21 protein-coding genes and 4 tRNA genes are annotated in these 24,777 nt (G+C 47.7%); 12 read left to right on the top strand and 13 right to left on the bottom strand.

The window, feature by feature from the left end; all coding sequences use genetic code 11:
- Positions 1-20: 20 nt before the first annotated feature.
- Positions 21-488 carry an amidase domain-containing protein gene (locus H8698_RS04155; protein ID WP_249311288.1) on the bottom strand — a complete coding sequence of 156 codons (468 nt, stop codon included), beginning with the start codon at positions 486-488 and terminating at the stop codon, positions 21-23.
- Between the two features lie 114 nt (positions 489-602).
- Here H8698_RS04155 and H8698_RS04150 point away from each other — a divergent pair, with 114 nt between their 5' ends.
- The gene (locus H8698_RS04150; protein WP_249311287.1) at positions 603-1,568 is read left to right on the top strand and encodes an alpha-L-fucosidase; all 966 of its coding nucleotides are present in this window, start codon (positions 603-605) and stop codon (positions 1,566-1,568) included.
- Positions 1,569-1,666: 98 nt separating this feature from the next.
- On the opposite strand, the gene H8698_RS04145 is transcribed toward H8698_RS04150, so the two are convergent.
- Together H8698_RS04145 and H8698_RS04140 are read right to left on the bottom strand one after the other, a co-directional pair.
- On the bottom strand, positions 1,667-3,484 hold the full coding sequence (locus H8698_RS04145) for a dockerin type I domain-containing protein (RefSeq protein ID WP_249311286.1): 1,818 nt from the start codon (positions 3,482-3,484) through the stop codon (positions 1,667-1,669).
- 170 nt (positions 3,485-3,654) lie between these two features.
- Positions 3,655-4,998, bottom strand: coding sequence for an MATE family efflux transporter (locus H8698_RS04140; protein WP_249311285.1), 1,344 nt, complete (start codon positions 4,996-4,998; stop codon positions 3,655-3,657).
- Positions 4,999-5,139: 141 nt separating this feature from the next.
- Between H8698_RS04140 and H8698_RS04135 the strand changes: the two genes are divergently transcribed.
- Entirely contained in the window at positions 5,140-6,843 is a 1,704-nt protein-coding gene (locus tag H8698_RS04135; protein WP_249311284.1) for an S-layer homology domain-containing protein, read from the top strand.
- A 47-nt stretch (positions 6,844-6,890) separates the two neighbouring features.
- Here H8698_RS04135 and H8698_RS04130 read toward each other — a convergent pair whose 3' ends face one another.
- Positions 6,891-7,847 (bottom strand): MSCRAMM family protein, encoded by a 957-nt coding sequence (locus H8698_RS04130; protein WP_249311283.1) that lies wholly within the window; start codon positions 7,845-7,847, stop codon positions 6,891-6,893.
- Between the two features lie 190 nt (positions 7,848-8,037).
- On the opposite strand from H8698_RS04130, the gene H8698_RS04125 reads away from it, so the two are divergent.
- Both H8698_RS04125 and H8698_RS04120 read left to right on the top strand, forming a co-directional pair.
- Positions 8,038-9,387 carry an ArsB/NhaD family transporter gene (locus H8698_RS04125; protein WP_346726821.1) on the top strand — a complete coding sequence of 450 codons (1,350 nt, stop codon included), beginning with the start codon at positions 8,038-8,040 and terminating at the stop codon, positions 9,385-9,387.
- 21 nt (positions 9,388-9,408) lie between these two features.
- Positions 9,409-10,011, top strand: a complete 603-nt coding sequence (locus H8698_RS04120; RefSeq protein ID WP_177680499.1) for a cytidylate kinase-like family protein — start codon at positions 9,409-9,411, stop codon at positions 10,009-10,011.
- Positions 10,012-10,060: 49 nt separating this feature from the next.
- Here H8698_RS04120 and H8698_RS04115 read toward each other — a convergent pair whose 3' ends face one another.
- Positions 10,061-12,304, bottom strand: a complete 2,244-nt coding sequence (locus H8698_RS04115; protein WP_249311282.1) for a hypothetical protein — start codon at positions 12,302-12,304, stop codon at positions 10,061-10,063.
- A 212-nt stretch (positions 12,305-12,516) separates the two neighbouring features.
- Here H8698_RS04115 and H8698_RS04110 point away from each other — a divergent pair, with 212 nt between their 5' ends.
- Entirely contained in the window at positions 12,517-13,080 is a 564-nt protein-coding gene (locus H8698_RS04110) for a biotin transporter BioY (protein ID WP_249311281.1), read from the top strand.
- Positions 13,081-13,120: 40 nt separating this feature from the next.
- Here the strand turns inward: H8698_RS04110 and H8698_RS04105 are convergent, their stop codons facing one another.
- A complete protein-coding gene (locus H8698_RS04105) occupies positions 13,121-14,002 on the bottom strand; it encodes a hypothetical protein (protein WP_249311280.1) in 882 nt (293 codons plus the stop codon).
- Positions 14,003-14,090: 88 nt separating this feature from the next.
- On the opposite strand from H8698_RS04105, the gene H8698_RS04100 reads away from it, so the two are divergent.
- Positions 14,091-15,188 (top strand): LacI family DNA-binding transcriptional regulator, encoded by a 1,098-nt coding sequence (locus tag H8698_RS04100; protein ID WP_346726820.1) that lies wholly within the window; start codon positions 14,091-14,093, stop codon positions 15,186-15,188.
- On the opposite strand, the gene H8698_RS04095 is transcribed toward H8698_RS04100, so the two are convergent.
- Both H8698_RS04095 and H8698_RS04090 read right to left on the bottom strand, forming a co-directional pair.
- Positions 15,168-16,520, bottom strand: a complete 1,353-nt coding sequence (locus tag H8698_RS04095; protein WP_249311278.1) for an MATE family efflux transporter — start codon at positions 16,518-16,520, stop codon at positions 15,168-15,170. The genes H8698_RS04100 and H8698_RS04095 overlap by 21 nt on opposite strands.
- Positions 16,521-16,535: 15 nt before the next feature.
- Positions 16,536-18,650 (bottom strand): alpha-L-rhamnosidase-related protein, encoded by a 2,115-nt coding sequence (locus H8698_RS04090; protein ID WP_249311277.1) that lies wholly within the window; start codon positions 18,648-18,650, stop codon positions 16,536-16,538.
- A gap of 116 nt (positions 18,651-18,766) precedes the next feature.
- On the opposite strand from H8698_RS04090, the gene lexA reads away from it, so the two are divergent.
- Both lexA and H8698_RS04080 read left to right on the top strand, forming a co-directional pair.
- A complete protein-coding gene (gene lexA / locus H8698_RS04085; protein ID WP_249311276.1) occupies positions 18,767-19,363 on the top strand; it encodes a transcriptional repressor LexA in 597 nt (198 codons plus the stop codon).
- Positions 19,364-19,377: 14 nt separating this feature from the next.
- Positions 19,378-20,550 (top strand): M20 metallopeptidase family protein, encoded by a 1,173-nt coding sequence (locus tag H8698_RS04080; protein ID WP_249311275.1) that lies wholly within the window; start codon positions 19,378-19,380, stop codon positions 20,548-20,550.
- Here the strand turns inward: H8698_RS04080 and H8698_RS04075 are convergent.
- The 4 genes from H8698_RS04075 to H8698_RS04060 are packed head-to-tail and all read right to left on the bottom strand — an operon-like array spanning position 20,537 to position 23,469.
- Positions 20,537-21,367 carry a metal ABC transporter permease gene (locus H8698_RS04075; protein WP_249311274.1) on the bottom strand — a complete coding sequence of 277 codons (831 nt, stop codon included), beginning with the start codon at positions 21,365-21,367 and terminating at the stop codon, positions 20,537-20,539. The genes H8698_RS04080 and H8698_RS04075 overlap by 14 nt on opposite strands.
- 2 nt (positions 21,368-21,369) lie before the next feature.
- A complete protein-coding gene (locus tag H8698_RS04070) occupies positions 21,370-22,074 on the bottom strand; it encodes a metal ABC transporter ATP-binding protein (RefSeq protein WP_177678316.1) in 705 nt (234 codons plus the stop codon).
- A complete protein-coding gene (locus tag H8698_RS04065) occupies positions 22,074-23,048 on the bottom strand; it encodes a metal ABC transporter substrate-binding protein (RefSeq protein ID WP_249311273.1) in 975 nt (324 codons plus the stop codon). The genes H8698_RS04070 and H8698_RS04065 overlap by 1 nt, the downstream gene beginning before the upstream one ends.
- A complete protein-coding gene (locus H8698_RS04060; RefSeq protein ID WP_249311272.1) occupies positions 23,032-23,469 on the bottom strand; it encodes a Fur family transcriptional regulator in 438 nt (145 codons plus the stop codon). The genes H8698_RS04065 and H8698_RS04060 overlap by 17 nt, the downstream gene beginning before the upstream one ends.
- Positions 23,470-23,656: 187 nt before the next feature.
- On the opposite strand from H8698_RS04060, the gene H8698_RS04055 reads away from it, so the two are divergent.
- The 4 genes from H8698_RS04055 (at position 23,657) to H8698_RS04040 (ending at position 23,997) form a co-directional block, all read left to right on the top strand.
- A tRNA-Val gene (locus H8698_RS04055) sits at positions 23,657-23,732 on the top strand.
- Positions 23,733-23,744: 12 nt separating this feature from the next.
- Positions 23,745-23,821 (top strand) — tRNA-Asp (locus H8698_RS04050).
- Positions 23,822-23,827: 6 nt separating this feature from the next.
- Positions 23,828-23,903, top strand: a tRNA-Phe gene (locus H8698_RS04045).
- Between the two features lie 19 nt (positions 23,904-23,922).
- A tRNA-Gly gene (locus tag H8698_RS04040) sits at positions 23,923-23,997 on the top strand.
- 80 nt (positions 23,998-24,077) lie between these two features.
- Here the strand turns inward: H8698_RS04040 and H8698_RS04035 are convergent.
- The gene (locus H8698_RS04035) at positions 24,078-24,755 is read right to left on the bottom strand and encodes a potassium channel family protein (protein WP_249311271.1); all 678 of its coding nucleotides are present in this window, start codon (positions 24,753-24,755) and stop codon (positions 24,078-24,080) included.
- Between the last annotated feature and the right edge of the window lie 22 nt (positions 24,756-24,777).

The following is a 24,777-nucleotide window of genomic DNA, read 5'->3' as shown; positions in this document are numbered from 1 at the left end:
TTTTGTGCGTCTTTTTCTGTTTACCTCCGAACCCCCTCAATATGTAACAGACGGCTGCGGACAAAGGAATATGTGTTCAAAGGCCGGTAGTCGGCATCTTGGGTGTGGGTGGCAACCAGCAGGCCGCTTTCTTCCACAATCAAAAGCGAGTGCGAAAACACCGCGCCGTCGAAGCTGAGCTGAATTACGTCCCCTGCCGCGGCATGCGAAAGGGGAAGCTCCTCGGCGAAGGGGCCTGGCCCCCGGTTGTTTGTCAAAAAGCGGAATAAAAATTCCACCCCCGTCCAGGCGGCGGCCCTGTTGCTTGCAGAGCTGTAATACCACCCGGTTTCGCGGGTGTAGTTCATCACGCCCGCCCCGGCAAAAAGGCATTGGGAAATAAAGTTTGTGCAGTCCCCGCCCAAATCGTCAAAATTATAATAGGCCGGATTGCGCAAAAACGCCCACTTGTGGGCATAAGCCGCGGCTTTTGCGCGTTGATAAGTCAAATTGCACGCCTCCTTTCTTTTTATTATATGAAAGGAACCGAAATCCCGGCACTTGACGCTGTTATTTTCCTGTGATAAAATAAACAAAACATTTAAAAGAGAGGACGCTTTCAAATGAACAACAAACAGTGGTTTCAAGAAGAGGCCAAATTCGGCATGATGATACATTGGGGGCTTTACACCCTGCTTGCAGGGGAATACCGGGGAAAACGAATTCCCCATATCGGCGAGTGGGCCCAGTCTTATTTTGAAATTCCAAACGCGGAATATGAAAAGCTGGCAGAGGCGTTCAACCCCATTTATTTCGACCCGGAGGAGTGGGTGCTGGCCGCAAAGGCGGCGGGCATGAACTATATGGTGGTAACCAGCAAGCACCACGAGGGGTTTTGCCTGTTTCATTCTGCATACGACACGTTTAACGTGGTAGACGGCACGCCCTTCGGCCGGGACGTTATTGGGGAATTGTCCCAAGCCTGCCGAAAGCACGGATTAAAGTTCGGACTTTATTATTCCCAGGAGTTAGACTGGCACGAGCCAAACGGCGGAGGCTACAAGTCGGGCAAAACCAACTGCGGCGAAATGTCCTGGACAAACTGCTGGGATTTTCCCGACAACGAACACAAAAATTTTGAACAGTGCTTTCGGGCAAAAACTTTGCCCCAGGTGAAAGAACTTTTAACCAATTACGGCGATTTGTGCCTCATCTGGTTCGACACGCCCCACGTCATCACCCCTGCGCAAAGCCAGGAGCTTTACGACCTGGTGAAATCCCTCCAGCCAAACTGCTTAATCAACACGCGCATCGGAAACGGCCTGGGGGACTATCGGTCCATGGGTGACAACGAAATTCCAGACGAAGACATGAGCGGCATTTTGGCAGAGGCCCCAACCACGCTGAACGATACGTGGGGCTTTAAATATTTTGACGATAACTGGAAAAGCGCAGACGAGGTGTTAAGGCTGAAAAACCACTTAAATTCCCGGGGCATTAACTATTTGTTAAACGTCGGGCCGGACGGGCTTGGCCGCCTCCCCGCCCCGGCAGCAGACATTTTAAAAGAGGTCGGAAAAAGAGCATAAACGGCATTAAGATTGGCACAGTGAACGTTTTCAGTAAAAAAAATACAAACAAAAAAATCCAGGAACATTTTGTTCCTGGATTTTTTTGTTTGTATCCTCTAATCTATATAATCATTTGTAGTTTTGCCATTATTGCTCACAACCATACCTACATCAGAAACAGTGATATTAGAATCACCATCAAAATCACAAGCTGGGTCATATCCTGCATCTTGGTATCCTATTCCATATGCAGCTATAACTAATTCCGAATCCGTTTGATTCACAACGCCATCGCCGTTTACATCGCCGGCAAGCAAAGCTTTGTCGGGCAATACAATTTTGCTGTCACTGAACGTAACCGCAGTTTGGCGGGTAAGGTAGCCGGCCCGCCTAAATTCAAGAATGAAATTGCCGCTTTCCCGGGCAATAAAAGAATAGGCCCCTGTTGCTTTGTCTGCTTCAGTGGCTGCAACCACCGCACCATCCGACGCTCTCTTCATTGTCACAGTAATCTTATGCAGATCATCAAAATCGTCGTCATCCGTACTTACAACAGGTGTAATTTTTCCAGATACCCCCGGTATGACGACATTTTCCCCATAGCTTTCAATGGTTTTACCATAATTGCCAAGAACCACAGTAACATCATCGGTATTGATTACAGCATTACCGTCAATATCACAGGCCGGGTCATACCCTGAATTGGGGTATGATGTTGCAAATGCTGCTATGACTAATTCCGAATCCGTTTGATTCACAACACCGTCACCGTTTACATCCCCCTTCAGCAGGGTTTTATCCGGAACCGTTACATCCGAGCTCCCAACAGTGACCTGTGTATAGCGTGTTAAATATCCGGCGCGTTCAAACTCCAAAACATAACTGCCGGGTGCAAGGTCAAGCTGATAGTTTCCGGCAGAATCAACCACTGTGGATGTAACAACATCTCCAAGTACAGAAGTTTTCGCATAAACAGTCATGCTATGCAAATCGTTAAAGAGGCTGTCAATATTTGCGGTTGCTGCAGGAGTAGAAACTGTTCCGCTGACAGTAGATTTACTTGTAGAACCGGGCGGAATGAATTCAAAGTCATAACTATATAAATAGTTTTTGTTTATTGCGTCAGGAGCGGTTTCATTTATTTGAATATAATACTTACCGGTGCTTAATCGCATTGTATGGGTCTTTTCTACATTGCTCGGTATCTGAAAGCTTCCGTAATTAAATGTGCCCATAAATGAATTGGGAGCTTCCTGACGGACGGTCACAGTTAAATCTGCATCGACGTTTTTGAACTTAAAACCTACTGTTCCTCCGGATGTTACATTGTAGGTGAAAATGTCCACATCGCCGCTGTAATCAAGGCAAGCGCTGTTTTTTAAATTAGAAAAGTTATTATTCGCGGCGTCTTGCCTCGCTTCATCCAGGTAATTGGTCGCATCATCTGATTGGTCGGTTCTAACGATGCGGAATAGAAAATCGGTTCCGGGACTTGGATGATCTGAATTCTTCTTAATTACAATATATTTGTTCAAGCCTCCCAAACAGGTGGTGTTATATTGTGCATGAAGATTGCTGTCAGCACGGGCCACAGAAGGAGAACCTGTGACTTCCCCTTGTTCATTAACGCTATAAACGCTGATGGTAGTTGAAACTTCGCCCAGCGTTTCAATCACGTAACTTCCCAATTCAGGTGACGTCCAGCTAACAACAATGGGATCATCATAAATTGTTTCTAAGTTTCCGTACTCATTTTGATATAGAACATATGGATATGCATTTGTAAAATCAATGTCTTCGGCGGCAAGCACATCTATGCCATTTATGACTGCTGCTTCAGGCGTTGTCGTTGCTGTTTCTGCAAAAACACTTGTGCTGAAAAGGAACAAGATGCTGGATATTAGTACAGATATGATTGCATTTAATTTTTTCATTCAATTATCCCCCTTAATTGTTGTGTTTTATTTATCGCTTGTAGAAATTAAATTTTTACTGCAATGGAATCCCCTCCAATTCATATATTGTCTATTTACCAATCATTATAGCGAATGGATATTCATTTGTCAAAACAATATTTCGACACAGTTCGAGGATAGAAATGCAACTACTTTTTTTGAATGAAATGAGATCGATGGCGGAACAGATAAATCATACAACCCGCTGCGTCGGCCAGCGCCCACCCAATGGGAACAGACCACCAAATTCCCGCTACGCCCACTGATGGAAGCGACGACAGAGCATATGCCAGCGCAACACGGCTGCCCAGGGAAACAACGGTCAGAAAAATGGAAATGGACGACTTGCCAAGACCGCGAAACAAACCATACAGCAGGAACAAAATCCCAATTCCCACATAAAAAGCGCCCTCAATGTGCAGATATTCAATGCCAATGTTGATAATTTGTGTTTCGCCCGAATTGACAAACAGAAGCATGAGAGGTTTTGCAAAAACATAAACGCAGGCCGAGGCAAAAAGGCAAAACACACAGGAGAGTTTCAGTGCTGTTAAAATGCCTTTGTGAATTCGTTCTTTTTGCCCGGCTCCGTGATTTTGGGCAATAAACGTTGCAAATGCGTTGCCAAAGTCCTGCGCGGGCATGTAGGCAAACGCATCAATTTTTACCACAGCGGCAAACGCGGCGCTAACGGCAAATCCAAAACTGTTTACCAGGCCCTGGACCATTAAAATTCCAAAATTCATAATTGACTGCTGCACAGAGGTTAAAACGGAATTGCCAACAATTCGTTTCAGCAGTCCCTTGTCAAAGCAGATATGCTGTTTTGCAGGACAGAGCTGTTTTTCTTTTACAAAAAAGTAAACCGTAATGCATATGGCAGACAGCGCCTGTGCAGTTACTGTGGCATAAGCCGCCCCGGCAACACCCATATGGAAAACTAAAATGAAAAGAAGGTCTAATACAATATTTGTAATTGCCGCCGCCGCAAGAAAAATTAGAGGAATAACTGTGTTTCCCACACTTCTTAAAACAGAGGCAAAAAAGTTATAAACAGTCACAAAAATCATGCCGGAAAAAATAATTTTTAAATATTCCCGGGTGAGCGTTACGGCCTCTTTGGGAATGTTCAGCCAAAGAATGATGTTATCCAAACACAAAAAAGCCCCAATGTTAATTGCGGCTGACAAAATGAAAATAAAAATCCCGGAATTAAAAATGCTGATTTTCATTTCGTCGATTTTGTCCGCGCCAAAAAGGTGTGAAAACACAACGCTGCTTCCCATGCACAGGCCTAACACAATGGAGGTCAGCAAAACCATCAGCGCATAAGAAGAACCAACAGCAGACAGCGCGGCAGGGCCGATGGTCTTGCCGACAATTAAGGTGTCTGCCACGTTGTATAACTGCTGGAGCAGGTTTCCAAAAATCATGGGGAGGCTGAACGAAATCAGCGAACGCCCAATTTTTCCTGTTGTTAATCTATTTTGCATGGTTCTCTCCATATTTTTTATTTTTACAACTTCATTATATCAAAAATACCCCGTAAATACAACTGCGGCAGCCGGTATTGACTGCATAATTTTGGGTATGCTATTGCTATGAAGCCAAATTTAAGAAAGGGTGGATTCAAAATGCTTCGTTATGGAACCCTTATGCAGCAAAACAGCGATGGTTCGTTTGACCTTGTCATATACATCGACCAAGCAGAAGATTTTAAGCTTGAATTTGCAAAAGAGCTTTCTGTTTTTAAGAAAGGCTGGCTAAACAATAAAAAACTGCGGTTTATTAAAATAGTGTTAGCCGGCACGCTGATTTTCAGCATCCCATTTTCCCAAATCGCGGCAAAGGGTCCCCGTTATGCCATGTCATATATCTACTTTGGCTCAAACGCCTCGCAGCTGGAATACATTTCATTGGCACAGGATACCCTGGCGGTAATCTCCCCCAGCTACTTCGACTTAAATGCAGACGGAAGCTTGAAGCAAAATTATATTTCAGAAAGCTTCGTAAACGCCGTTCACGACAAGGGAATTCGCGTTGTTCCGTTTCTGTCTAACCATTGGGACCGCGCTTCCGGCGTAAATGCATTAAACCGGTTAGACCAGCTCACAGACGAAATCGCTTTGGCTGTTGAACGCTATCAATTAGACGGCGTAAATGTAGACATTGAAAATGTTACCCACACAGAGCGCGATAAATATACGGAGCTGGTGCGGCTGCTGCGCGAAAAAATTCCGAACGGAAAAGAAGTTTCTGTGGCCGTTGCGGCTAACCCCAACGGGTGGAACACCGGGTGGCACGGCTCCTACGACTACCGCCGCCTGGCGGAATATGCCGACCATTTGTTTATAATGTCTTACGACGAACATTACCAGGGCGGAACCGCCGGGCCGGTTGCCTCCTTAAATTTTGTGGAACGGTCTGTGCAGTATGCTCTGAACAATCAGGTTCCCGCGTCAAAAATCGTTTTGGGAATTCCGTTTTTCGGAAGGCTGTGGGCCGCCGACGGCAGCGTAAAAGGGCTTGGTGTTTCCATTAACAGAGTGGAGGACATCATTGCCAAATATGGCGGGGAGGTAACATACAGCGAAACGGCGAGAAGCCCCAAAGCAGAATTTACGCTGACAACTTCAGACAGTTTAACCGTTACCGGCACGAAGCTGGGCCCGGGTGACTATGAAATTTGGTATGAAAACAGCAATTCCATCAAAGAAAAGCTGGCGCTGGTGGACAAATATGACTTAAAAGGCGCAGGTAACTGGAGCAGCGGGCAGGAAACCCGGGACGTGTGGGACTATTATGATTTGTGGCTGAACAGCAAATATTTTGAAGACATTTTTCATCATTTTGCCAAGGACGATATTATCCAGGCGGTGAAAGAAGGGCACATGATTGGAACCTCCAACACACATTTTTCGCCGGATGACAGCCTAACGCGGGCACAGGCGGCGACAATTGCCTCTCGTGTTTTAAAGCTTTCGCCCTCTTCCAACATGGCCTTTTCAGACACAAAGGGCCATTGGGCGGAAAGGGAAATTGCGGCGGCGGCCGAGGCGGGATTTTTCATGGGCTATCCCGACGGCTCGTTCCAGCCGGAGCGGGTGATGTCCCGGGAGGAGATGGCAAGCCTGCTGTTTCGCATGATTCAAACCGACGTGCAGGGCGCCGGGCCGGTCTTTTCCGACGTGTTAGAAGAACGCTGGTCTTATCAGGAAATCACCGCTTTGGCCCAGGCGGGAATTTTAAACGGATATGAAGACGACACCTTCCGGCCGGAAAGAGCGCTGACGCGGGGAGAAATGGCTGCGCTTTTGGCGCGTTTGCCCGAGCAATAAACAAAAAAAGCTCCTGAATGACACAGGAGCTTTTTGTTTTTCATTTTTTAGTTTCTTGGCTGAACAACGAAAGAAGCATTTTCACTGGGGGCATAGCCGGGCACAGTTTGATAGGCATAAACTGTTTGGCCGGCAAAAAGCACAATGCCGGAAGGAATGGGAACAAGCCAAATGCCGTTTTCGTTTACTGTGGTAGTAACTTTTGTGCCGTCGGGCAATAAAACGACAAGCTCTGCGCCGGGCACGCCCTCGCCAAGAATGAACATATCCCCCTCGGTAATAGAATATATAACCGGTGTGGGGCTTAAAGGCAGAGATGGTGTGTTGGCAACGGTGAAGTCAGCAAGAGGCACGCCGTTTACATAAATGCTTCCGTCCGGGTTCACCGTTACGGCATATTCTTCCGTGTTTGGGTCATACCCATCCGGGGGCGAAACCTCCGTCATAGTATACGTTCCCGGCAAAAGAAATCCGAAATCTACAACCCCGTCGTCGTCTGATGCGGCAGTTTCGCCGCTTAACAGCCTGAAAACCGCACCGGAAAGGGGCTGCCCGGTTTGGCCGTCAGTTTTTAAAAACAAAAACCGGGCCGGCTGCGGCGCAAGGGTGTCGTAAATAGAAAACCCTTCGGCAATTTCACCGTTTATGGTAACATTTCCCTGTTCATCAACAACGACCATAAACGTTTCCGGGTTCGACTGATACCCTTCCGGCGCGGTGGTTTCAGAAAGGATATATTCCCCCGGCTCTAAATCGGTAAAGCGCAGTGCGCCGGTTATGTCAGAGGCAGCTGTGGCAGCCGGCTCTGCATTGTTTAGGCGGTAGAGAGAATATACCGCGCCTGCAAGCGGCAGGTTGGTGTCGCCGTCACGCTTTACAGCCGTAAACGAACCCAGACCCGAAGGCGGGGGAGGCGGCGGATAAGGGTGCGGACAGCAACAGCAGCAACAGCACCTTTGACATTTCTGATTGAATGGATTGTTTTTATCATTCATAGCTTCCATATGAATCACCTTGCATCTAATAGGATATATACCATTATATGCACGCTTGTCTTAAAGTGACACAGTGTATAAAAAGCCCCTAAAAATTTCCTGGATTTGACATAATTTTTAGTTACTTTTGAACATGATTTTTGTCACGATTTGTGATAGAATAATGGAGCTAAAATAAAATCCATAGGGGGAAACAACATTGCTGTCTCAAATTTTAGCAGTAACAATATTTGTGCTCATGTTTGGCCTGATTATCTCAGAAAAACTGGAGCGCCATGTTGTAACGCTGCTTTGCGCCCTGGCTACGCTTGTCATTGTTTTTGGAGTGTGCATGCATAGCTTTTCGGCCATTACACAAACATTAAATTTAAAAAGCATTTTTACGTCATCGTTCTGGCACACGGCAGGACAGGCCGAGGAAAGCTCCAGCGGAATTAACTGGGCTACCATAATTTTTATTGCGGGTATGATGGTTATGGTAGAGGGCATGGCAAAAGCGGGCTTTTTCCGCTGGCTGTGCATTGCCATTGCAAAATTGGTGCGCTATAAAACCACGGCCATTTTCATTACGTTTATGGTGATGTCTGCGGTTTTGTCCATGTTTATCGACTCTATTACCGTCATTTTGTTTTTGGCGGCGGTTACGGTGGAGCTTGCGCAGCTGTTAAAGTTTGACCCGATTCCAATGATATTGTCTGAGGTGTTTTGTGCGAATTTAGGCGGCTCCGCCACCATGTGCGGAGACCCTCCGAACATTATCATCGGAACGTCTTTGGGGTACACATTCGGCGATTTTCTGACCAACACAGGCGTAATTGCGGGAATTTCGCTAATTGTGGTTGTTCTTTACTTTTTTCTTATTTTCCGCAAATCCTTTCCCCGTTCCGCCCAGGCGCAGCAAAACGCTTATCCGGATCCAAAGGAAATGATTGCGGATAAGAAAAGCTTCGTTATGTCCTGCATCATTTTTGCCATTGCGGTGGTGCTGTTAATCACCCACGGGTCCACGGGGCTTACGGTGGCGTTTATCGGTTTGTTTATCGCACTGTTAACACTGATTACTGCGGGCAGATCGGCCCTTGCGCTGCTGAAAAAACTGGACTATAAAACATTGCTGTTCTTCATCGGCCTGTTTGTTGTTGTCGGCGGACTGGAGCAGACCGGAGTTTTAGAGCTTATGGCAGGCCTTATCGGCAGGGCGTGCGGCGGCAACCTTTATCTAATGGTGGCAATTATCGTTTGGGTGTCCGGCATTGCCAGCGCATTTGTGGACAACATCCCCTTTGCCGCTACCATGATTCCGATTATCAAATCGCTGGCGGCAACGCAGGGCGCAGATCTTTCTGTTCTGGCCTGGTCGCTGTCTATGGGAACGGATATCGGCGGCAGTGCCACACCGATCGGTGCGTCGGCCAACGTTGTGGGAACTTCGGTTGCCGCAAAGGAAGGATATCCCGTTGGCTGGGGCAGATACTGCAAAGCAATGGTGCCAGCCACGCTGATTGTGCTGACAATTTCAATGGGAGCAATTTGGCTGATTCATATTTAAATTTAACGGGGAGGTATTTTTATGGAAAAACAGTTGATCATTTCTGTCGGCCGTGAGTTTGGCAGCGGCGGACACGCCATAGCGGAACTGCTGGCAAAGCGTTTTGACCTTCCGCTTTACGACAGTAATCTGCTGGAGGAAATCGCAGAGCGCAAAAGCTTAAATGTAAAGCATTTGGAAAAGTATGACGAAATTCCCAAAAACCGCTTGTTTTCAAGAAACGTAATGGGTTATTCCAACTCGCCGGAGGAGGCAATTGCCAATCTGCAGTTCGACTATCTGCGCCAAAAGGCAGACAGCGGCGCGTCGTTTATCATTGTCGGCCGTTGTGCAGAGGAAGTGTTAAAGGGAAACCCGGCCCTAACCACCATTTTTGTTCTGGGAGACATGGAAGCAAAAGTCGCCCGCATTATGGAACTTTATCAGGTTTCGGAACAAAAGGCGGAAAACATTGTGGTTTCTACAAACAAAAAGAGAAAAAATTACCACAATTATTACTGCACGAAACAATGGGGCGACTCAAGAAACTACGAGCTTTCCATTAACAGCAGCCGTTTAGGGCTAATTGCAACAGCAGATATCATTGAAGATTATATCAGGCGAAAAATGAACCTGAACAAGTAAAATAAAAGCGGCACAGCAAATTTGCTGTGCCGCTTTATTGTTTAAATTTTTAGTGCCAGCTACCGCTGTCAATTGTAACAGGTTTTAACAGAGGCGTCACGTTTTTCAAATCAGACCACACAAATATTTTTGCATATTCAGGTTTTTCGCCGGAATAGGCAACAGTGCCGCTCACCTTGTTTTGCGCAGATGTAACAGTCTGCGTGTCAATTCCCACAAGCTCGCTGCCGGAATAGAGCGCAACAATCACGGTGCCGTCGGTTTCTGAAAGCGCCGCGTTGTAGGTGCACTGGCTGTTTGCTTCGTTCAGCGCCACGAAAGTTTCGTTTACATAGTCAACACCAAAACCGTAAAATCTCCATTTGCCGCCGGTGTTGGAAACAGGTGTAACTGTTATGGTGTGCTCGCCTTCTGTCAGATAAACAGAATCAACATAAAATGGATTGTTCATTACATTGCCGTCGTCGGTGATGCTTTTTTCCTGGGCGGCCTCTCCGTCGATCTGATAGGTGTAAATTGCGGAGTTTGTCGTTCCGGAATTAACAAATGCATTGATGTTGTAACGGCCGGCGGTTTTAGCCAAAAGGCGGAATTTATATGTATTATTGCCGCCTTTATTAAACAATACATTGCGGAGTCTGCCTGTTTCGCCCGCAAAAAGCACACTGTCATAAACCGGCTGCGTGGTGGAATTGTAGCCCTGATATGCCTGCTCTGCGGGAGACCAGGTAACATAGCCCCAGTTACTTTCCGGAATGATGTCCCAGCCGCTTAAATAGGTGGTTTCCGTGTCTGACAGAACGCCGTCTGTACGCTTCACAGTCAGTGGCGCGCTGACAAAAGCCTCATAATCGGTGGTAACTTCATATCCGGGATATTTATCCAAATCAATTGTATATTTGCTGGGGTCAACGTCGATAAACTCAATGCGGATTCGATAGGTTTTTCCAGCTTCAAAAAGATGGGCGTTATACATTAAAAGCCGCAGAAAACCGTCGCTGCTCCAGCCGCGGCCGGTAGAGTTTAAGTTTGCAGACGACCGGTCAGTATAGAAGCTGCTGGTAACATTTTCATAGTCTGCAACGGCTCCGTCTTGTCCAACCTCGCCTATCAAAACATTAAACGACGCTTGGTGCGCTTTCATGTAAGTGTAAATATTATAATAGCCTGTTTCAGCAATTGTAATATCTTGCTCGCTGTAGTGCCCGGCCTGTGCTTTAAAGCCGCCTGCAAAATTAGAAACGGCGGAGACACTGTGCGCATTGATTAACTCTACATTGGTTTCGCCCACCGGAGCAATGGCTGTGGAAGTGTCGGAATACACAGAGCCAAGGCTTGTGATAATCAGATTTTTTACATATAAATCGCTGGTAATTGCATGCAGTTTAATTTCGTTTTCGCCCGCATCCAGCCAAAACGCAGGAGATTGAACGTCGGCATCGCCGTTTCCCGAATAGTGGAGTAGGGCAGCCCGTGCACCGCCAACATAAAGGCGGATATCTATGGGCCTTCCGCTGGGATATGCATTTGCCTTAAAAGAGAGGCTATACCAGCCCGCCTGCGGCGCCACTAAATGATATACAGCTGTGCGTCCCCCGTTTAAAACAATTCCAAAATATTTTGAAGCCAGGGAATTTTCCGTAAACAGGGGTGTTCTTAAAGCGTCTTCCGCTTTGGTATAATCTCCGACAAGCGATGTGCCGCTGACAAAGCCTGAGCCTGTTTGATACTGCTGGTGGTTGTGAACATTTAAAAGTGTGCTGCCGGTATAAAAATCAGCCGGGTGAATGGCAGTTTTCGCGCCAAGGTCTGACAGTACCGGAAGCTCTAAACACCTGAAATCAATATAATTCATGCCGGAAAATGCCGATTCCGAAGTTAGGGACAGGGTATAGCTAACGCCTGCGGTGAGCTTCATATTTAAGTTGTTTTCATCACCGAACCGTTCATGACCACGGGTGGAATATACCGGTTCTTTTGTTTCAGAGGTGTACGACTGGTTAAAAACAGTTTCATCGCCGTTTTGAACTACCGCAGTCAGTTTTGACGCTGTATAGTTTGCATTGTCAAACCACATGCCATAGGTTCCGGTGGTGGGAACGGTGAAGGTGAAGGTCTTTGTTTCGCCTGCCTCAAAATCCGTATAAGCGGCCCCCGTCATCTCCAAACGAATGGCAGTGTTGTCAATTTTTTTCTGAACGCAGCCATCTTCGGCAAAGACCATAACAGAGCCACACAAGGATAAGGCCATGATTACCGCAAGAAAAACCGCGGACAATTTAAATTTCATCATATTCTTCCTCTCCTTTACTTTAGGATAAACTTATTTTATCATAAAATATGATTCGATACAAGCGTTTTGAAATAATTGAATTTGTTACGATTTACTGATTTTAATGAAGTAATTTTGTTAATAATCACAATATTGTAAACTTTTTGATTAAATTAGGTTGACAATGTGGGCGATATTTGATAAAATATTGTCAAATAAAAGGAGGGGTAAAAATGGAAAAAAATAATTCTAAGAAAACCGTGCGACTGGTTTTATGTGCGCTGTTTGCGGCGCTGATTGCAGTTGGGGCGTTTATTAAAATTCCAATTCCATACATTCCGCTGACTCTGCAAACGCTGTTTACCATGCTGGCAGGGCTTATGCTGGGCGGCAGGCTCGGCGCGATAAGCGTATGCGTATATGTTGCCATTGGACTTGCAGGATTGCCGGTGTTCACCCAGGGCGGCGGCATAACGTATGTGCTAAAACCCACCTTTGGCTACTTAATTGGCTTTGCAGTGGGCACTTATGTTACAGGCGCCATTGCAAACAAAACAGCGGCGCCCACGTTTCGGCGGCTGGTAGGCGCAAACTTGGCCGGCCTTGCGATTATCTATCTGTTTGGCATGGTTTATTATTTTCTAATCAGCCATCTGTATCTTGGCACAAACATCACCATTCGGAATTTGTTTTTATATTGCTTTTTGGCAACAATCCCCGGCGATGTTATCTCGTGTCTTGTTGCCGCAGTAATTGGAAAGCGGCTGAACCCAATAACAAGGAAATATGTTCAGTAAAAACTAAGCCTCTCCCGATTTAATGGGAGGGGCCATTTCTTTAAAACGCTTTAATAATAATCAGCGACGCAGCGCCCAGCAAAAGCCCGGTAACGCTTTTCACCGTTAGCTTTTCGCCGAACAAAATGGCCGCGACCAAAGCGGCAATGAAGGTGTTTCCCCCATTGATAAAGGCAAACAGAATGGCGGGGGGCACAAAACCCGAGGCCAGCGTTGCAAGCTGGTTCACAATGAACACCGCAACTCCTGCCCCTGCCGCAAAGAGAAGCAGCTTTTTCGGCAGCTTTTCATTATCTGCCGGGGGCTGCCGGTGCAAAACCACGGAAAGCAAAACCATGGCCAGACAGGGAATGGCAAATGTAAAAAACGAAAACATTGACACGTTGCCGCCTTCCGAACTGCGGGAAAAAATCATTTGCATTAGCATGGTGAGACCGTTGGCCAAAAACGAGCCGAGTAAACAAAAAACGGTTTTGAATGAAAATTGGGGATTGATTTGTTTAGCAGACGAAATTAAAAGCAGGGACGAAGCAATGAGCACCACAATTCCAAGCCACTGAAGCCGCGACATCGGCTCTGCAAAAAGGAAAACTCCTGCAATGCACGGCACAATCAGCCCGGCGGCGCCGAACATAGAGCTTAACACCATGGTACCGCTTTTCATAGATACCAGCCCGCAGATGGAACTTACCACAATGCTGATTCCGGAAAGTGCCGAAGTGATTACGGTATTCAGATTTATAGCCATGCTTCCGCCCAGCAGCATGAGAATGACCGCGGGAATTGCCGAAAGTAAATTGGTAAACGCCATAAGCTTTGCCACGCCGTATATTGATTTTGGAAACAACATGCTTTTGTATTTACTGCATATCTGCTGTGCAACACGTGTGAGTAAAATAATTCCGATATAAAGGCTTGCCACTTTTTTTGAATCCTCCTGAATAAAAACGAAATTTTTCGTAGTTTTTAAAATCACTAATGCTATTTTAGCATAAATTATCATACTGTCAATGAATTTAAAGACGAAAAATTTTCGTAACCCATTGCAGAAAAAAGCACTTTGTGCTACAATGAAACAAACAAAAATGCGAAGGGGCGAAAAAATGACACTGCAAAAGCTGGCGAAGCTGGCAGGGGTTTCGGTTTCCACCGTTTCAAAAGCATTTTCAGACAGCAGGGAAATCAGCGTTGAAACGAAAGAGCAAATCCTGTCGCTTGCAAAAAGGCATGGATGCTTTGAAAAATATTATAAAGGGAAGTTCGGAAAACAACTGGTGGCGGTAATTTGTCCTGAAATTCGGGGGGAATTTTACGCGGACTTTGCCGCGGACCTAAATGACAAAATTGAAGAAAGAGGCGGCATGATGATGCTGTCAGTCAGCGGATTTTCCGCCGAACGGGAAGAAGACCTAATTCGTTATTACGGCTCTTTCGGACACGCCGACGGCATCATTTTCGTATCAGGCTCGCTGCGCCTGAAAACGGAACCGAACATACCGGTTGTGCAAATCGGAGGCAAATATAAAACAGAAAAGGCAGATTATATTGATATCGACATTGCCTCAGGCATTGACCAGGCTGTGGAATATTTGAAAGCAAACGGCCACAGAAAAATCGGATACATCGGAGAAACGCTCACCGCGTCGAAACACCGCCTGTTTTGTGAAGCAATGCGAAAGAATGCACTGCGGCTGGAGGAGGCATATATGGTGAACAGCAAAATGCGGTTTCAGATGGCAGGATTTGACGCCATGAAACAGTTGATGGAACAAAAAGACCGCCCCACCGCGGTGATCGCGGCGTATGACTATATGGCAATGGGCGCGCTCCGTTACACCCAAGAGGCGGGGCTAAGCATTCCAAAGGACGTGTCCGTTATCGGCATGAACAACGTTTCCGCCGCGGCCTATTTAGATGTTCCGCTCACCACCATTGTTTCGCACCCCGAAGAACTGTGTGAAACAGCGGTGGATTTAATCTTTAAAAAAATGGACAACCAGTTTTATTTTGCCCGGCAGGATATCACGTTAAAAAGCCGGTTGATTGTCCGCGACAGCGTTGCAAACTTAACCGGTTCGTCAGAACCTTCACGGTTCTGCTGTTTCTGACCGTTTGCACCGAATGAAAAATCCGGTGACAAGGGGAACGGCGGTAAGCAAAGACGCAACGTCCGCCGCAGGCTGGGCAATCTGAATTCCGAAAAGGCCCAGCAGCCGGGGCAGAATTAACAGCGCGGGAATCATGTAAAGTCCGTTTCTCGTGGTGGCCAAAAGCGTTGCCCGGCCGGTTTCGCCAATGCTCTGAAACATCATGTTGGCGCAGGTGGCATAGGGCTGTGCAATGAGGGAAATACACTGCAGGCGCAGCATGGAAATGCCAATGCGCACAACCTCAGGGTCGTCGCGGAACGCTGCAACAATGTTTCTTGCGGCAAAGAAAAAGAGAATGGAAAGCGCCGTGAGCACACATTCCCCCAAAAGAAACGTGAAATAAAAACCGCGGCGCAAACGGTCGGTGCGCCCCGCCCCAAAGTTATAGCCTGCCACAGGCTGAAATCCCTGGCCGATTCCAATCATAATCGAGGCAATGAAATTACAAATCTGGTTCACAATGCTGATAGCAGAAAGGGCAGTGTCGCCATACACCGCGGCGGCCTGGTTTAAGAGCATGGAGGAGATGCAGTTCATGCCCTGCCGCGCCAGAGTGGGAAGACCGTTTTTCAAAATCAGCGGGATTTCATAAACAGCCGTCATGCGCCAGGCAATGCGGCACCGGGTTTTGCCGGAGAGATACATGTAGAGCAAAATGGCAAAACTGATGACCTGGCTGAGCGCTGTGCTTAAGCCGGCGCCATAAACGCCCATTTTAAGGCCAAAAATAAAAATGGGATCTAACACCATGTTTAACACCGCGCCGGTGGTCAGCCCCACCATGGCAAGGTGCGCCTTGCCCTCGTAGCGCATAATGTTGTTTAAAACAAAGCTCGAAACCATAAACGGCGCGGCCATTAAAATGTAAAACCCATAGGCGCGGGCATAGGGAAGAACTGTTTCCGTGCTGCCCAAAAGCCGCAAAAGCGGGCTTAAAAAAAGCAGTCCCCCCAAACCGATTACGCCCCCGGCAATGACAGACGCGAAAAACGCCGTGGAGGCAAGCCTGTCGGCCCGGTTTTCGTCCCGGCTGCCCAACGCCCGGCTGATTATGCTGCCCGAGCCGTGGCCGAACATGAGGCCAATAGCCTGCAGCATTAACGTCAGCGTGGCGGTAATGCCAATGGCGCCGCTGGCGCTGGTGCCTAACCGGCTCACAAAAAAGGTGTCGGCCATGTTATAAATATTGGTGACAAGCATGCTGATAACCGTTGGAACCGCCAGGCTTCCCACAAGCTTCGGTATGGGCGTTTCAATCATTTGCTTATATTGGCTGTCAGAATTGTTCATAAACACAATGCCTTTCTAAATCACTTGATATTCAATTTCGTCCGGCACAGAAATGACGGGCGTTTCATTTTTCTTTAGCTTCATATGAATGCTGCCAAAGGGCGTAGGAATGTCAATCTCAGCCCAATTAAGCTCAAACAGGTTGGGCGCAAGGGTAATTTTTTTAAACCCCGGTTCTAAAATCGTCAGCCCCGAAAGCTTTGCGGGAAGCTGGTATGAGGGCGTTGCGCCCCAGGCGTGGCTGTAGTCGTAGCCATATCCGGGAAAGTCGCCCCACATCTCTTTCATGCCCTTGCTGCATTCGTCAACCTGTTTTTTCCATTGCCGAATCAGCGAAAGGCCATAGTTTGCGAACAGTCCCGCTTTATACACCGCATCTAACACAAAATGCATAAAATAGGGCTGAACGTCTGTAAGAGAAGAGCTGTTGACCACCGTTTCCATAATGGGAGCGGAAAGGTTTTCCGGACACAGGCCATATAAAACCGCAAGGGAATTTTCATGCTTTCCAAAATAAACCTTATCCGTATTCTGCGGCATGAACTGGTTCACCAGCGCCTCCGGCGTGGGGGTGTTCAGCCCGCTTTTGTAAAGCCCCTTTTCCGGCACAAAAAACGCCTTGTGGAAAGACGCTTTTAACCGCTTTGCCCGGTCACTGTACATTCGGGCGTGCTCCGAGTCGAGTAAACTGTCCGAAATTTTTGCCGCCAAACATAAGGCGCGGTAGTAAAAGGCACAAAGGGCCGTTTGCCCCAGCGCTTTCGGCGGATGGTGCAGATTATACGCGTCAACCGGAATCCAGTCGATAAACATAAAGCTGGGCGGAGTATCAATCAGACCCGTGTCTTTCTCTTCATATCCGAAAAACCGGTCCATCAGCAGGTGGAGCGCGTCTTTCGTTTGGCCGAAAACGGCGCTGTCGCCGGAAAACAGATAATAGTCATATAACATCTGCACCCAAATCAGGCTGTAAGAGGTGTGAAACATAAACCCACCCCGCTGTTTCAGCAAATCCGCTGTCCGCAGAATATCAAACCGCGTAAGGCGCGGGTCGCCGAAGCAATAATATGAAATTAAGCTTTCCACATAATAGTCCCCCGTGCAGCCTAAGTTTTCCTGATGCTTGGGACTGTCTAAATGAATGGTCTGACGGCAGATTTTCGTTGTCCATTTGCCCACATCATAAATTTTGTTGAGCAATTCGTCGGAACACGAAAAGGTACCCTCGGTATCAACGGGGTAGCAGGTGAAAATAAGCCCTGCGTCAGAAATAGAAACGTTTGTTTCGCTGTTGTTCTCCACGGTAAGTTCCATGCCGCCAATGGAGTTTAAGCGGAACGAGCGATACGGCATGCTGCCGTTTATATGAAGCTCCTCTTCCCAAAGCACCTTCTCCGGCGCCTCAAAGGTTTTTATAGAAATCCGGCAATCGCCCTCCGCTGTTACAGTAAATGCGGCGTAGCCGGAATATATGCGGTCGAAATCAAGATAAAAGGTTTGCGACGTGTGCGGTGCAGTAACCAGTGCGCGGTGGTTTTTGGGCAGAACTTTTTCTTCCTGTAAATTTGGTATTTCCGATTTTTTTAAATTCCATACAGATTCAATTTCTTCTGCATTGCTTTTTTTGTCCGACGGCAGGGTAAAATTCAGCTTATTCGGTGAAAGGTATGCTGTATTTTTCGTGCAGAGCCAGCTTTTATCTGTTCCAATAACGGTTTTCGAGCCGTCTGAAAACGTAACAATACACTCTAAGTAAAAACCGCCGCGGCCGGCGGACACGTCTGTCTGCACAACGGGGGAAAGCTGCACCTGGGCAAAAAAGTCCAGCGTGTTGCTTTCAGGATAGAAACACAAAACATTTGCATAGTAGTTTGCCATAGGCTTTTCATAGCCATAGTCCCCGCCGGGGCACACCGGCCCGGTTACGGCGAAATCGCCGTTTACCCACAAACGGAATTTTGTGTCCCCGCTTACCGTAATATTGGCTTTTATCACGCGCTTTTGAAAGGTATATGTGCGGAAAAAATCCGCCACTGCGTATGAATAGCCGTCTTTATCACAAAATTGTGTGCAGAAAGTCGTTTGAATTTCCGGGTAATCCTGTTGATTGAGCCAAATCCATTTTGCCATATTTTCCCCTCCCTGATGGAGAATATTCTACCATAATTTGTGTAGAAAAGTCAATGAGAACAAATGTTTGATTTTTTGGAAGAAATGTGCTATACTGAAAAAAAGAGGTGATTGCCATGCCAAAAGAGAACAAAGAACAGCTTGTTTATGAATACATCCGCACCCAAATTGAGCAGATGGGCTATCCGCCCTCCATTCGGGAAATTTGTGCCGCGGTGGGGCTGTCTTCGCCGTCTACGGTGCACGGATATATCAAACGGCTGGCGGACAAGGGCCTGATTTTGCAAAACGGCTCTAAAAAGCGCGCCATCAGCCTGCCGGAACGCAAGGAAACAGGCGGAGTGTTGTCTGTGCCCGTTGTGGGCACGGTAGCGGCGGGCACGCCTATTTTGGCCACCCAGAACATAACGGATGTGCTCCCCGTGCCGGAAGCGTTATTTAGCGGCGGCGAGCTGTTTATGCTAAAGGTGAAAGGAGACAGCATGATAAACGCCGGAATTTTAGACGGCGATTTTGTCATTGTAAAACGGCAGGCAACCGCCGAAAACGGGCAGATGGTGGTGGCGCTGCTTGCCGACAGCGCCACGGTGAAAACCTTTTACCGGGAAAACGGGCATATCCGCCTCCAGCCGGAGAACGACGCGCTGTCACCCATCATTACAAACGACGCTGTCATTTTGGGCGTTGTTTCCGGTGTTTTTAGAAAATATTAAGGGGGCGTTTTAAAATGGAACTTTCAATCAAACAACTGTCAGAGGAAATCAGCGCCGAGGCGATTATGCTTCGCCGCAGGCTGCACCAAATGGCGGAGCTTTCGTTTTGCGAAGAAAAAACCGCGGCGTTTATAAAAAAATATTTGGAGAACTTAGGGCTATCGGTAAAATCCGGCATAGCGGGAACGGGCGTTACCGGCTTTTTAAACGCGGGCAAGAAAAACACGCTGCTGATTCGGGCAGACATGGACGCGCTTCCCCTTGACGAACCCCATGATTTTGACTATAAGTCGGCAACCCCCGGCGTTATGCACGCCTGCGGGCACGATGCACATATGGCGGTGGCGCTGTGCAGTGCAAAACTTTTAGCGCAGCTGAAAGAGGAGCTTTCTGTTAACGTTTTGTTTGTGTTCCAGCCCGGGGAGGAAACCGAGGGCGGCGCAGAACCCATGATAAAGACGGGAATTTTAGAAGAATACCACGTAACAAACGCGGTGGGGCTTCATGTGATGAACGACGTGGAGACCGGAAAAATTTTGCTGAAAAAGGGGGCGTTAATGGCCTCGCCGGACGATTTTGATTTATATATCCACGGCCGGGGCGGCCACGGGGCATATCCCCATGAGTGCATTGACCCCATTGCGCTGTCGGCGCGGATCATTGCAGCGTTCGACATGATTGGCGCGCGTTTTATTTCGCCCTTTGCACAAAAGGTGATTTCCGTCTGTGCAATCAACGGCGGCACCTTTTACAATATCATTCCCGACACGGTGCACATGCGGGGCACGGTACGGTCGTATGAGGAGACTGTCCGCAAAAAGATACCGGAGCTGATGGAAAAAGCTGTGGACGGAATTTGCAATATTGCCGGGGCAAGCTATGATTTTCAATATAACTTCCGTTACCCGCCTTTAATCAACAATGATGCGGCAGCAGACCGATTCGAGCAGGCCGTCACCGGTGTTCTTGGAAAAGATAGTGTGGTGCATGGCAGCGAGCCCTCCATGGCGGGGGACGACTTTTCTTATTTTGCACAAGCTGTGCCCTCGGTTTATTTTTACCTGGGCTCGGGAAACAAAAAAAGAGGCATTACAATGCCTCTTCACAGCTCAAACTTTGATATTGACGAAGATTGTTTAAAAACCGGCGTCGCAGCCATGACGGCCTATGCTGTCAGCGTGGGCTGAAGCGGTTTAACACGGCTCCGGCAACAGAAAACAGCAAAAAGGCGGCCATGTGCACCATAACCACGCTGGCGCCTGTTGGCGCCGCGTAAAAGTAAGACGCCAAAATTCCGATAAAAAAGCATATGACGGAGAGAATGACAGAGCACACCGTAACCCCTGCAAAGGACTTGAACACCCGCATGGCGGAAAGGGCGGGGAAAATCACCAAAGCGGAAATGAGCAAAGCGCCCATCATGCGCATACCCAGCACAATGGTCACCGCGGTTAGGGCGGCAATCACCGTGTTATAGAGGGACGTTTTTTTGCCCGTTGCCTTTGCAAAGGTTTCATCAAAGGTAACGGCAAAAATTTTGTTGTAGAAAAATAAGTAAAGCGCCAGCACGGCAAGGCTTAAACAAATGCTCAGCACCACGTCGCCGGTGCTCATGGCTAAAATGCTTCCGAACATATAATTTAATAAATCGGTATTGGCGCCGCGGCTAAGTGAAATAATCAGCACGCCGGCGGCCAGTGCACCGGTGGAGATGAACGCGATTGCGGCATCTCCTTTTATTTTGCCGGATTCGCTTAAGCGCAGCAATAAAATTGCCGCGGCCACCACAATGGGAATGGCAAGCGTAAGCGGCGCAACCCCGGCCACCTGCGCGCAGGCCAAAGCGCCAAACCCCACATGGGAGAGTCCGTCGCCAATCATGGAATAGCGCTTTAAAACCAGGCTCACGCCAAGCAGCGCCGCGCAGAGGGAAACCAGTGTGCCCACAATCAGAGCGCGGGTAATAAACGGATATTGAAACAGTTCCATCAGTTGTTCAAGCATTGCTATCTTGCCTCCGAATATATATTTGCATAGCCGCTGTTTACATAATCCTGTTTTGTGCCGAAAAAACAGTGGCTGTTCCCGCGGGTAATGTGCAGTACCCGCTCACTGACGGACAGCGCCCCCGCCGTGTCGTGAGAAACCATGATAATTCCCATGCCGTCTTCTGATTTCAGCTTCGTTATCAGAGCATACATCTCCCGGGCCGCGGCGGGATCAAGACCAGATGCGGGCTCGTCCAAAATTAAAAGCCTTTGCGCGCAGCACAGAGCACGGGCCAAAAGCACGCGCTGCTGCTGTCCGCCGGAAAGCTCTGAAAAACTCCTTTTTTTTAAGTCTGCCGCTTCCATTTTATTCAGGTTCCGAATTGCAACATCTTTTTCCCGGCGGGAATAAAAGGGTTTTGCGCCGCGCATGTTCAAACAGCCCGACAGCACCACCTCAAACACAGAAGCGGGAAAGTCCCGCTTAACCTCCGCCTGCTGGGGCAAATACCCCACCTGAGAAAGGGGAAACCCTTCGGTTTTAATCACCCCTGCGTCGGGCTTTTTAAGCCCCAGCAGACATTTTAAAAGGGTGGACTTGCCGGCGCCGTTTTCGCCCAAAATGCTTAAACACGCGCCGCTCTCCGCAAAAAAGGACAGGTCGGACAACACCTGATTCGCGCCGTAAGACACGCTTAAATTGTCGCAGGTTAAAATGCGCATTACGAAAGCGCCTCCTTCAACACATCTACGTTGTTTTTCATCAGGGACACATAGGTTTCTCCCCGGTCGAACTCGTCTTTTGTCACGCCGTGACAGGAGTGAAGCAGTGCTTTTTTCGCTCCTGTTGCCTCACAAATGGCGTCTGCAATTTTCTGGTTGGAAAGCTCAACATGCAGCACAACAGGAATGTTTTCTTCGCTTACTTTATCAATCAAAAATTTCATGGTGGCGGCATCAGGCTCGGTTTCGCCGGAGCAGCCCGGAAACGCCGCAAAGTACGTCAGGCCATAGCGGTCCGCAAAATAGCGAAAGGGGAACCGGTCGCCGAAAACCAGCGTTTTCCGTACGCCGCGTTCCACCGCCGCGGCGAAACTTTCGTCAAGCTCTTCAAGCTGGGCAAGATAGCGGTTTAAATTCTCTGTGTAAGCCTGTTCGTGGGCTTTGTCCGCGGCAATCAGCTTTTCTGTCAGTTTACTGCAAATTTCCATGGCGTTTACAGGCGACGTCCACACATGCTCATCATATTCATAAAATCCGCTGTGGTCTTCGTCTGCGTGTTCTTCGTGATTGTGGTTCATTCCCTCGGTAAGTTCTTCGGGAACGGTTTCCACGCAGTCCATCATGAAAAGTGTTTTCCCCTCGTCAAGCTGGGAGGAGGAAATCAGTTTTTTTGCCCATTGGTCAGATTCGCCGCCGCCCATGATAAAAATGTCTGCCTGCTGAATTTTAATAATATCTTGGGGCGTTGGTTCAAAGGTGTGGCTCTCTTGGCCGGGAGAGAGCAGCATGGTAACGTCTGCCAATTCGCCGGCAAGCTGCCGCGCAAAGTCAAAGGGCGGAAAGTTTGTGGCGACAATTTTTAGTTTTTTATCCCCGACGCCGGAAAGGGTTTCCGCCGGACCGCACCCAAACAGGGAGAGAACCGCAGAAAATATCAGCGCCAGGGCCATTAATTTTTTATATGGTTGTTTCATGTTTTATCTCCTTTTTGTTTGCGCAGTTGGCGCAGGTGCCATATATAATGGTCTTTAAATGGTCAATGGAAAAGCCGTGGTGGCTGGTCATGTGCGCCTCAAACTCCTTCACCAGTCCGCAGTCTAAATGAATCAGCTCCCCGCAGCCGGTACATTTTAAGTGAAAATGCTCATGGCAGTGCTCGCTTTGGTTGGCAAACTGATAAACCACCGCTTTCACGTCTTTTCCGCTGAATCGGCGGATTTCACCGTCCTCCGTCAGCTTTTTTATCAAGCGGTAAACGGTGCTTTCCCCAATTTTTGCCTGCTGCTTCACGCTGTTTGAAACTTCCTTGGCGGAAAACTGCCGGTCTGGATTTGCCGCAAAAAAGTCATAAATCAATTGTTTTTGTTTCGTGTTATAGCTGTTTCTGTCGTTCATTGTATCCTCCTGAATTTGAGAATTACTCTCATATTATACCCCGGTTTTGAAAAAAAGTCAAGGAATAGAACAAAAAAGTTGCGTTATTGCTTGTATTTTTATAAAAAGTAAAAATAAAAAAATTTTACTTGACAAACCGATTATTTTATAGTATAATATTTTTGTCGCTGAGACGACGGACAAAATTGGGCGCTTAGCTCAGCTGGGAGAGCATCTGCCTTACAAGCAGAGGGTCACAGGTTCGAGCCCTGTAGCGCCCACCAATTTGTCTTTATGGCTCGGTAGTTCAGTTGGTTAGAATGCCAGCCTGTCACGCTGGAGGTCGTGGGTTCGAACCCCATCCGAGTCGCCAACCCATGCCTCTGTAGCTCAGTCGGTAGAGCAAGGGACTGAAAATCCCTGTGTCGGTGGTTCGATTCCGCCCGGAGGCACCACCAAAGTTTTATATATGATGCGGGAGTGGCTCAGTGGTAGAGCGTCACCTTGCCAAGGTGAACGTCGCGAGTTCGAATCTCGTCTTCCGCTCCATTTCGGAACAAGCTTTGCTTGTTCCGATTTTTTTGTCCGAAATTAGACATAAAAAAAGACCGATACCGGTCTTTTTTCTATCAATAACATTTCGCTTCCAATGCATTAATTTTCTCCCTGTCGCCAATAACGACAATGGAGTCCTCCTCAGTAAAGCGGTAGTCTGAAGTCAGCTCCGTCATTACTCCGGCAGGATTCTCCACCGCAATGATGTTTAAGCCAAACCTTTTTCTCACATCAACAGAACCGATTGTTTCGCCGATAAATGCCTCTGGAATACGGAGGGTAGAGATGTCGACTTTCTCGCTCAGCTCGATATAATTAATCATTTTAGAGGTTTCAAGCCGCCTTGCAAGACGCACAGCCATATCGTGCTCGGGGAAAACCACCTCGGCGCCCAGCTTTTTTAAAATTTCGCCGTGTTCTTCGCTGTTGGCTTTTGCGATTACGCGTTGAATTCCCAGGGCGTTTAAATAGAGCACAGTTAAAATGCAAACGTCCATTTTTTCTCCAATACACACCACCACCGTGTCGCAGTTTTGAATGCCGGTGTCGGAAAGGGATTCTTTGTCCAGCGTCTTAACTACAAAGGCATTTTCCGTATATTCTCTGAGCTGACGGATTTTATCTTCGTCTGCGTCAATTACCAAAAGTTCGTGTCCGCTGGCTGCCAGCGCAAGGGACAGGGCTTTTCCAAACCGTCCCAGCCCAATAACGCCATAGGAGTGGCTTTGTTCTGCTTTTCTCATAAAATTCATGGTTTTCCTCCAATAAAATTCA

This window comes from Congzhengia minquanensis (assembly GCF_014384785.1).
GTDB classification, from domain to species: Bacteria; Bacillota; Clostridia; order UBA1381; family UBA9506; genus Congzhengia; species Congzhengia minquanensis.
This window is presented reverse-complemented; position numbering and strand designations above follow the sequence as displayed.

What these genes read in the sequence shown, in the direction of transcription:
- H8698_RS04130 (WP_249311283.1), bottom strand. Translation starts at nt 7,847, where the DNA reads ATGGAAGCTATGAATGATAAAAACAATCCATTCAATCAGAAATGTCAA.
- H8698_RS04060 (WP_249311272.1), bottom strand. Translation starts at nt 23,469, where the DNA reads ATGAACGACAGAAACAGCTATAACACGAAACAAAAACAATTGATTTAT.
- H8698_RS04150 (WP_249311287.1), top strand. Translation starts at nt 603, where the DNA reads ATGAACAACAAACAGTGGTTTCAAGAAGAGGCCAAATTCGGCATGATG.
- H8698_RS04070 (WP_177678316.1), bottom strand. Translation starts at nt 22,074, where the DNA reads ATGCGCATTTTAACCTGCGACAATTTAAGCGTGTCTTACGGCGCGAAT.
- H8698_RS04075 (WP_249311274.1), bottom strand. Translation starts at nt 21,367, where the DNA reads ATGCTTGAACAACTGATGGAACTGTTTCAATATCCGTTTATTACCCGC.
- H8698_RS04115 (WP_249311282.1), bottom strand. Translation starts at nt 12,304, where the DNA reads ATGATGAAATTTAAATTGTCCGCGGTTTTTCTTGCGGTAATCATGGCC.
- H8698_RS04110 (WP_249311281.1), top strand. Translation starts at nt 12,517, where the DNA reads ATGGAAAAAAATAATTCTAAGAAAACCGTGCGACTGGTTTTATGTGCG.
- H8698_RS04035 (WP_249311271.1), bottom strand. Translation starts at nt 24,755, where the DNA reads ATGAATTTTATGAGAAAAGCAGAACAAAGCCACTCCTATGGCGTTATT.
- H8698_RS04120 (WP_177680499.1), top strand. Translation starts at nt 9,409, where the DNA reads ATGGAAAAACAGTTGATCATTTCTGTCGGCCGTGAGTTTGGCAGCGGC.
- H8698_RS04095 (WP_249311278.1), bottom strand. Translation starts at nt 16,520, where the DNA reads ATGAACAATTCTGACAGCCAATATAAGCAAATGATTGAAACGCCCATA.
- H8698_RS04100 (WP_346726820.1), top strand. Translation starts at nt 14,091, where the DNA reads ATGAATTTAAAGACGAAAAATTTTCGTAACCCATTGCAGAAAAAAGCA.
- H8698_RS04065 (WP_249311273.1), bottom strand. Translation starts at nt 23,048, where the DNA reads ATGAAACAACCATATAAAAAATTAATGGCCCTGGCGCTGATATTTTCT.
- H8698_RS04080 (WP_249311275.1), top strand. Translation starts at nt 19,378, where the DNA reads ATGGAACTTTCAATCAAACAACTGTCAGAGGAAATCAGCGCCGAGGCG.
- H8698_RS04135 (WP_249311284.1), top strand. Translation starts at nt 5,140, where the DNA reads ATGCTTCGTTATGGAACCCTTATGCAGCAAAACAGCGATGGTTCGTTT.
- H8698_RS04090 (WP_249311277.1), bottom strand. Translation starts at nt 18,650, where the DNA reads ATGGCAAAATGGATTTGGCTCAATCAACAGGATTACCCGGAAATTCAA.
- H8698_RS04140 (WP_249311285.1), bottom strand. Translation starts at nt 4,998, where the DNA reads ATGCAAAATAGATTAACAACAGGAAAAATTGGGCGTTCGCTGATTTCG.
- H8698_RS04145 (WP_249311286.1), bottom strand. Translation starts at nt 3,484, where the DNA reads ATGAAAAAATTAAATGCAATCATATCTGTACTAATATCCAGCATCTTG.
- lexA (WP_249311276.1), top strand. Translation starts at nt 18,767, where the DNA reads ATGCCAAAAGAGAACAAAGAACAGCTTGTTTATGAATACATCCGCACC.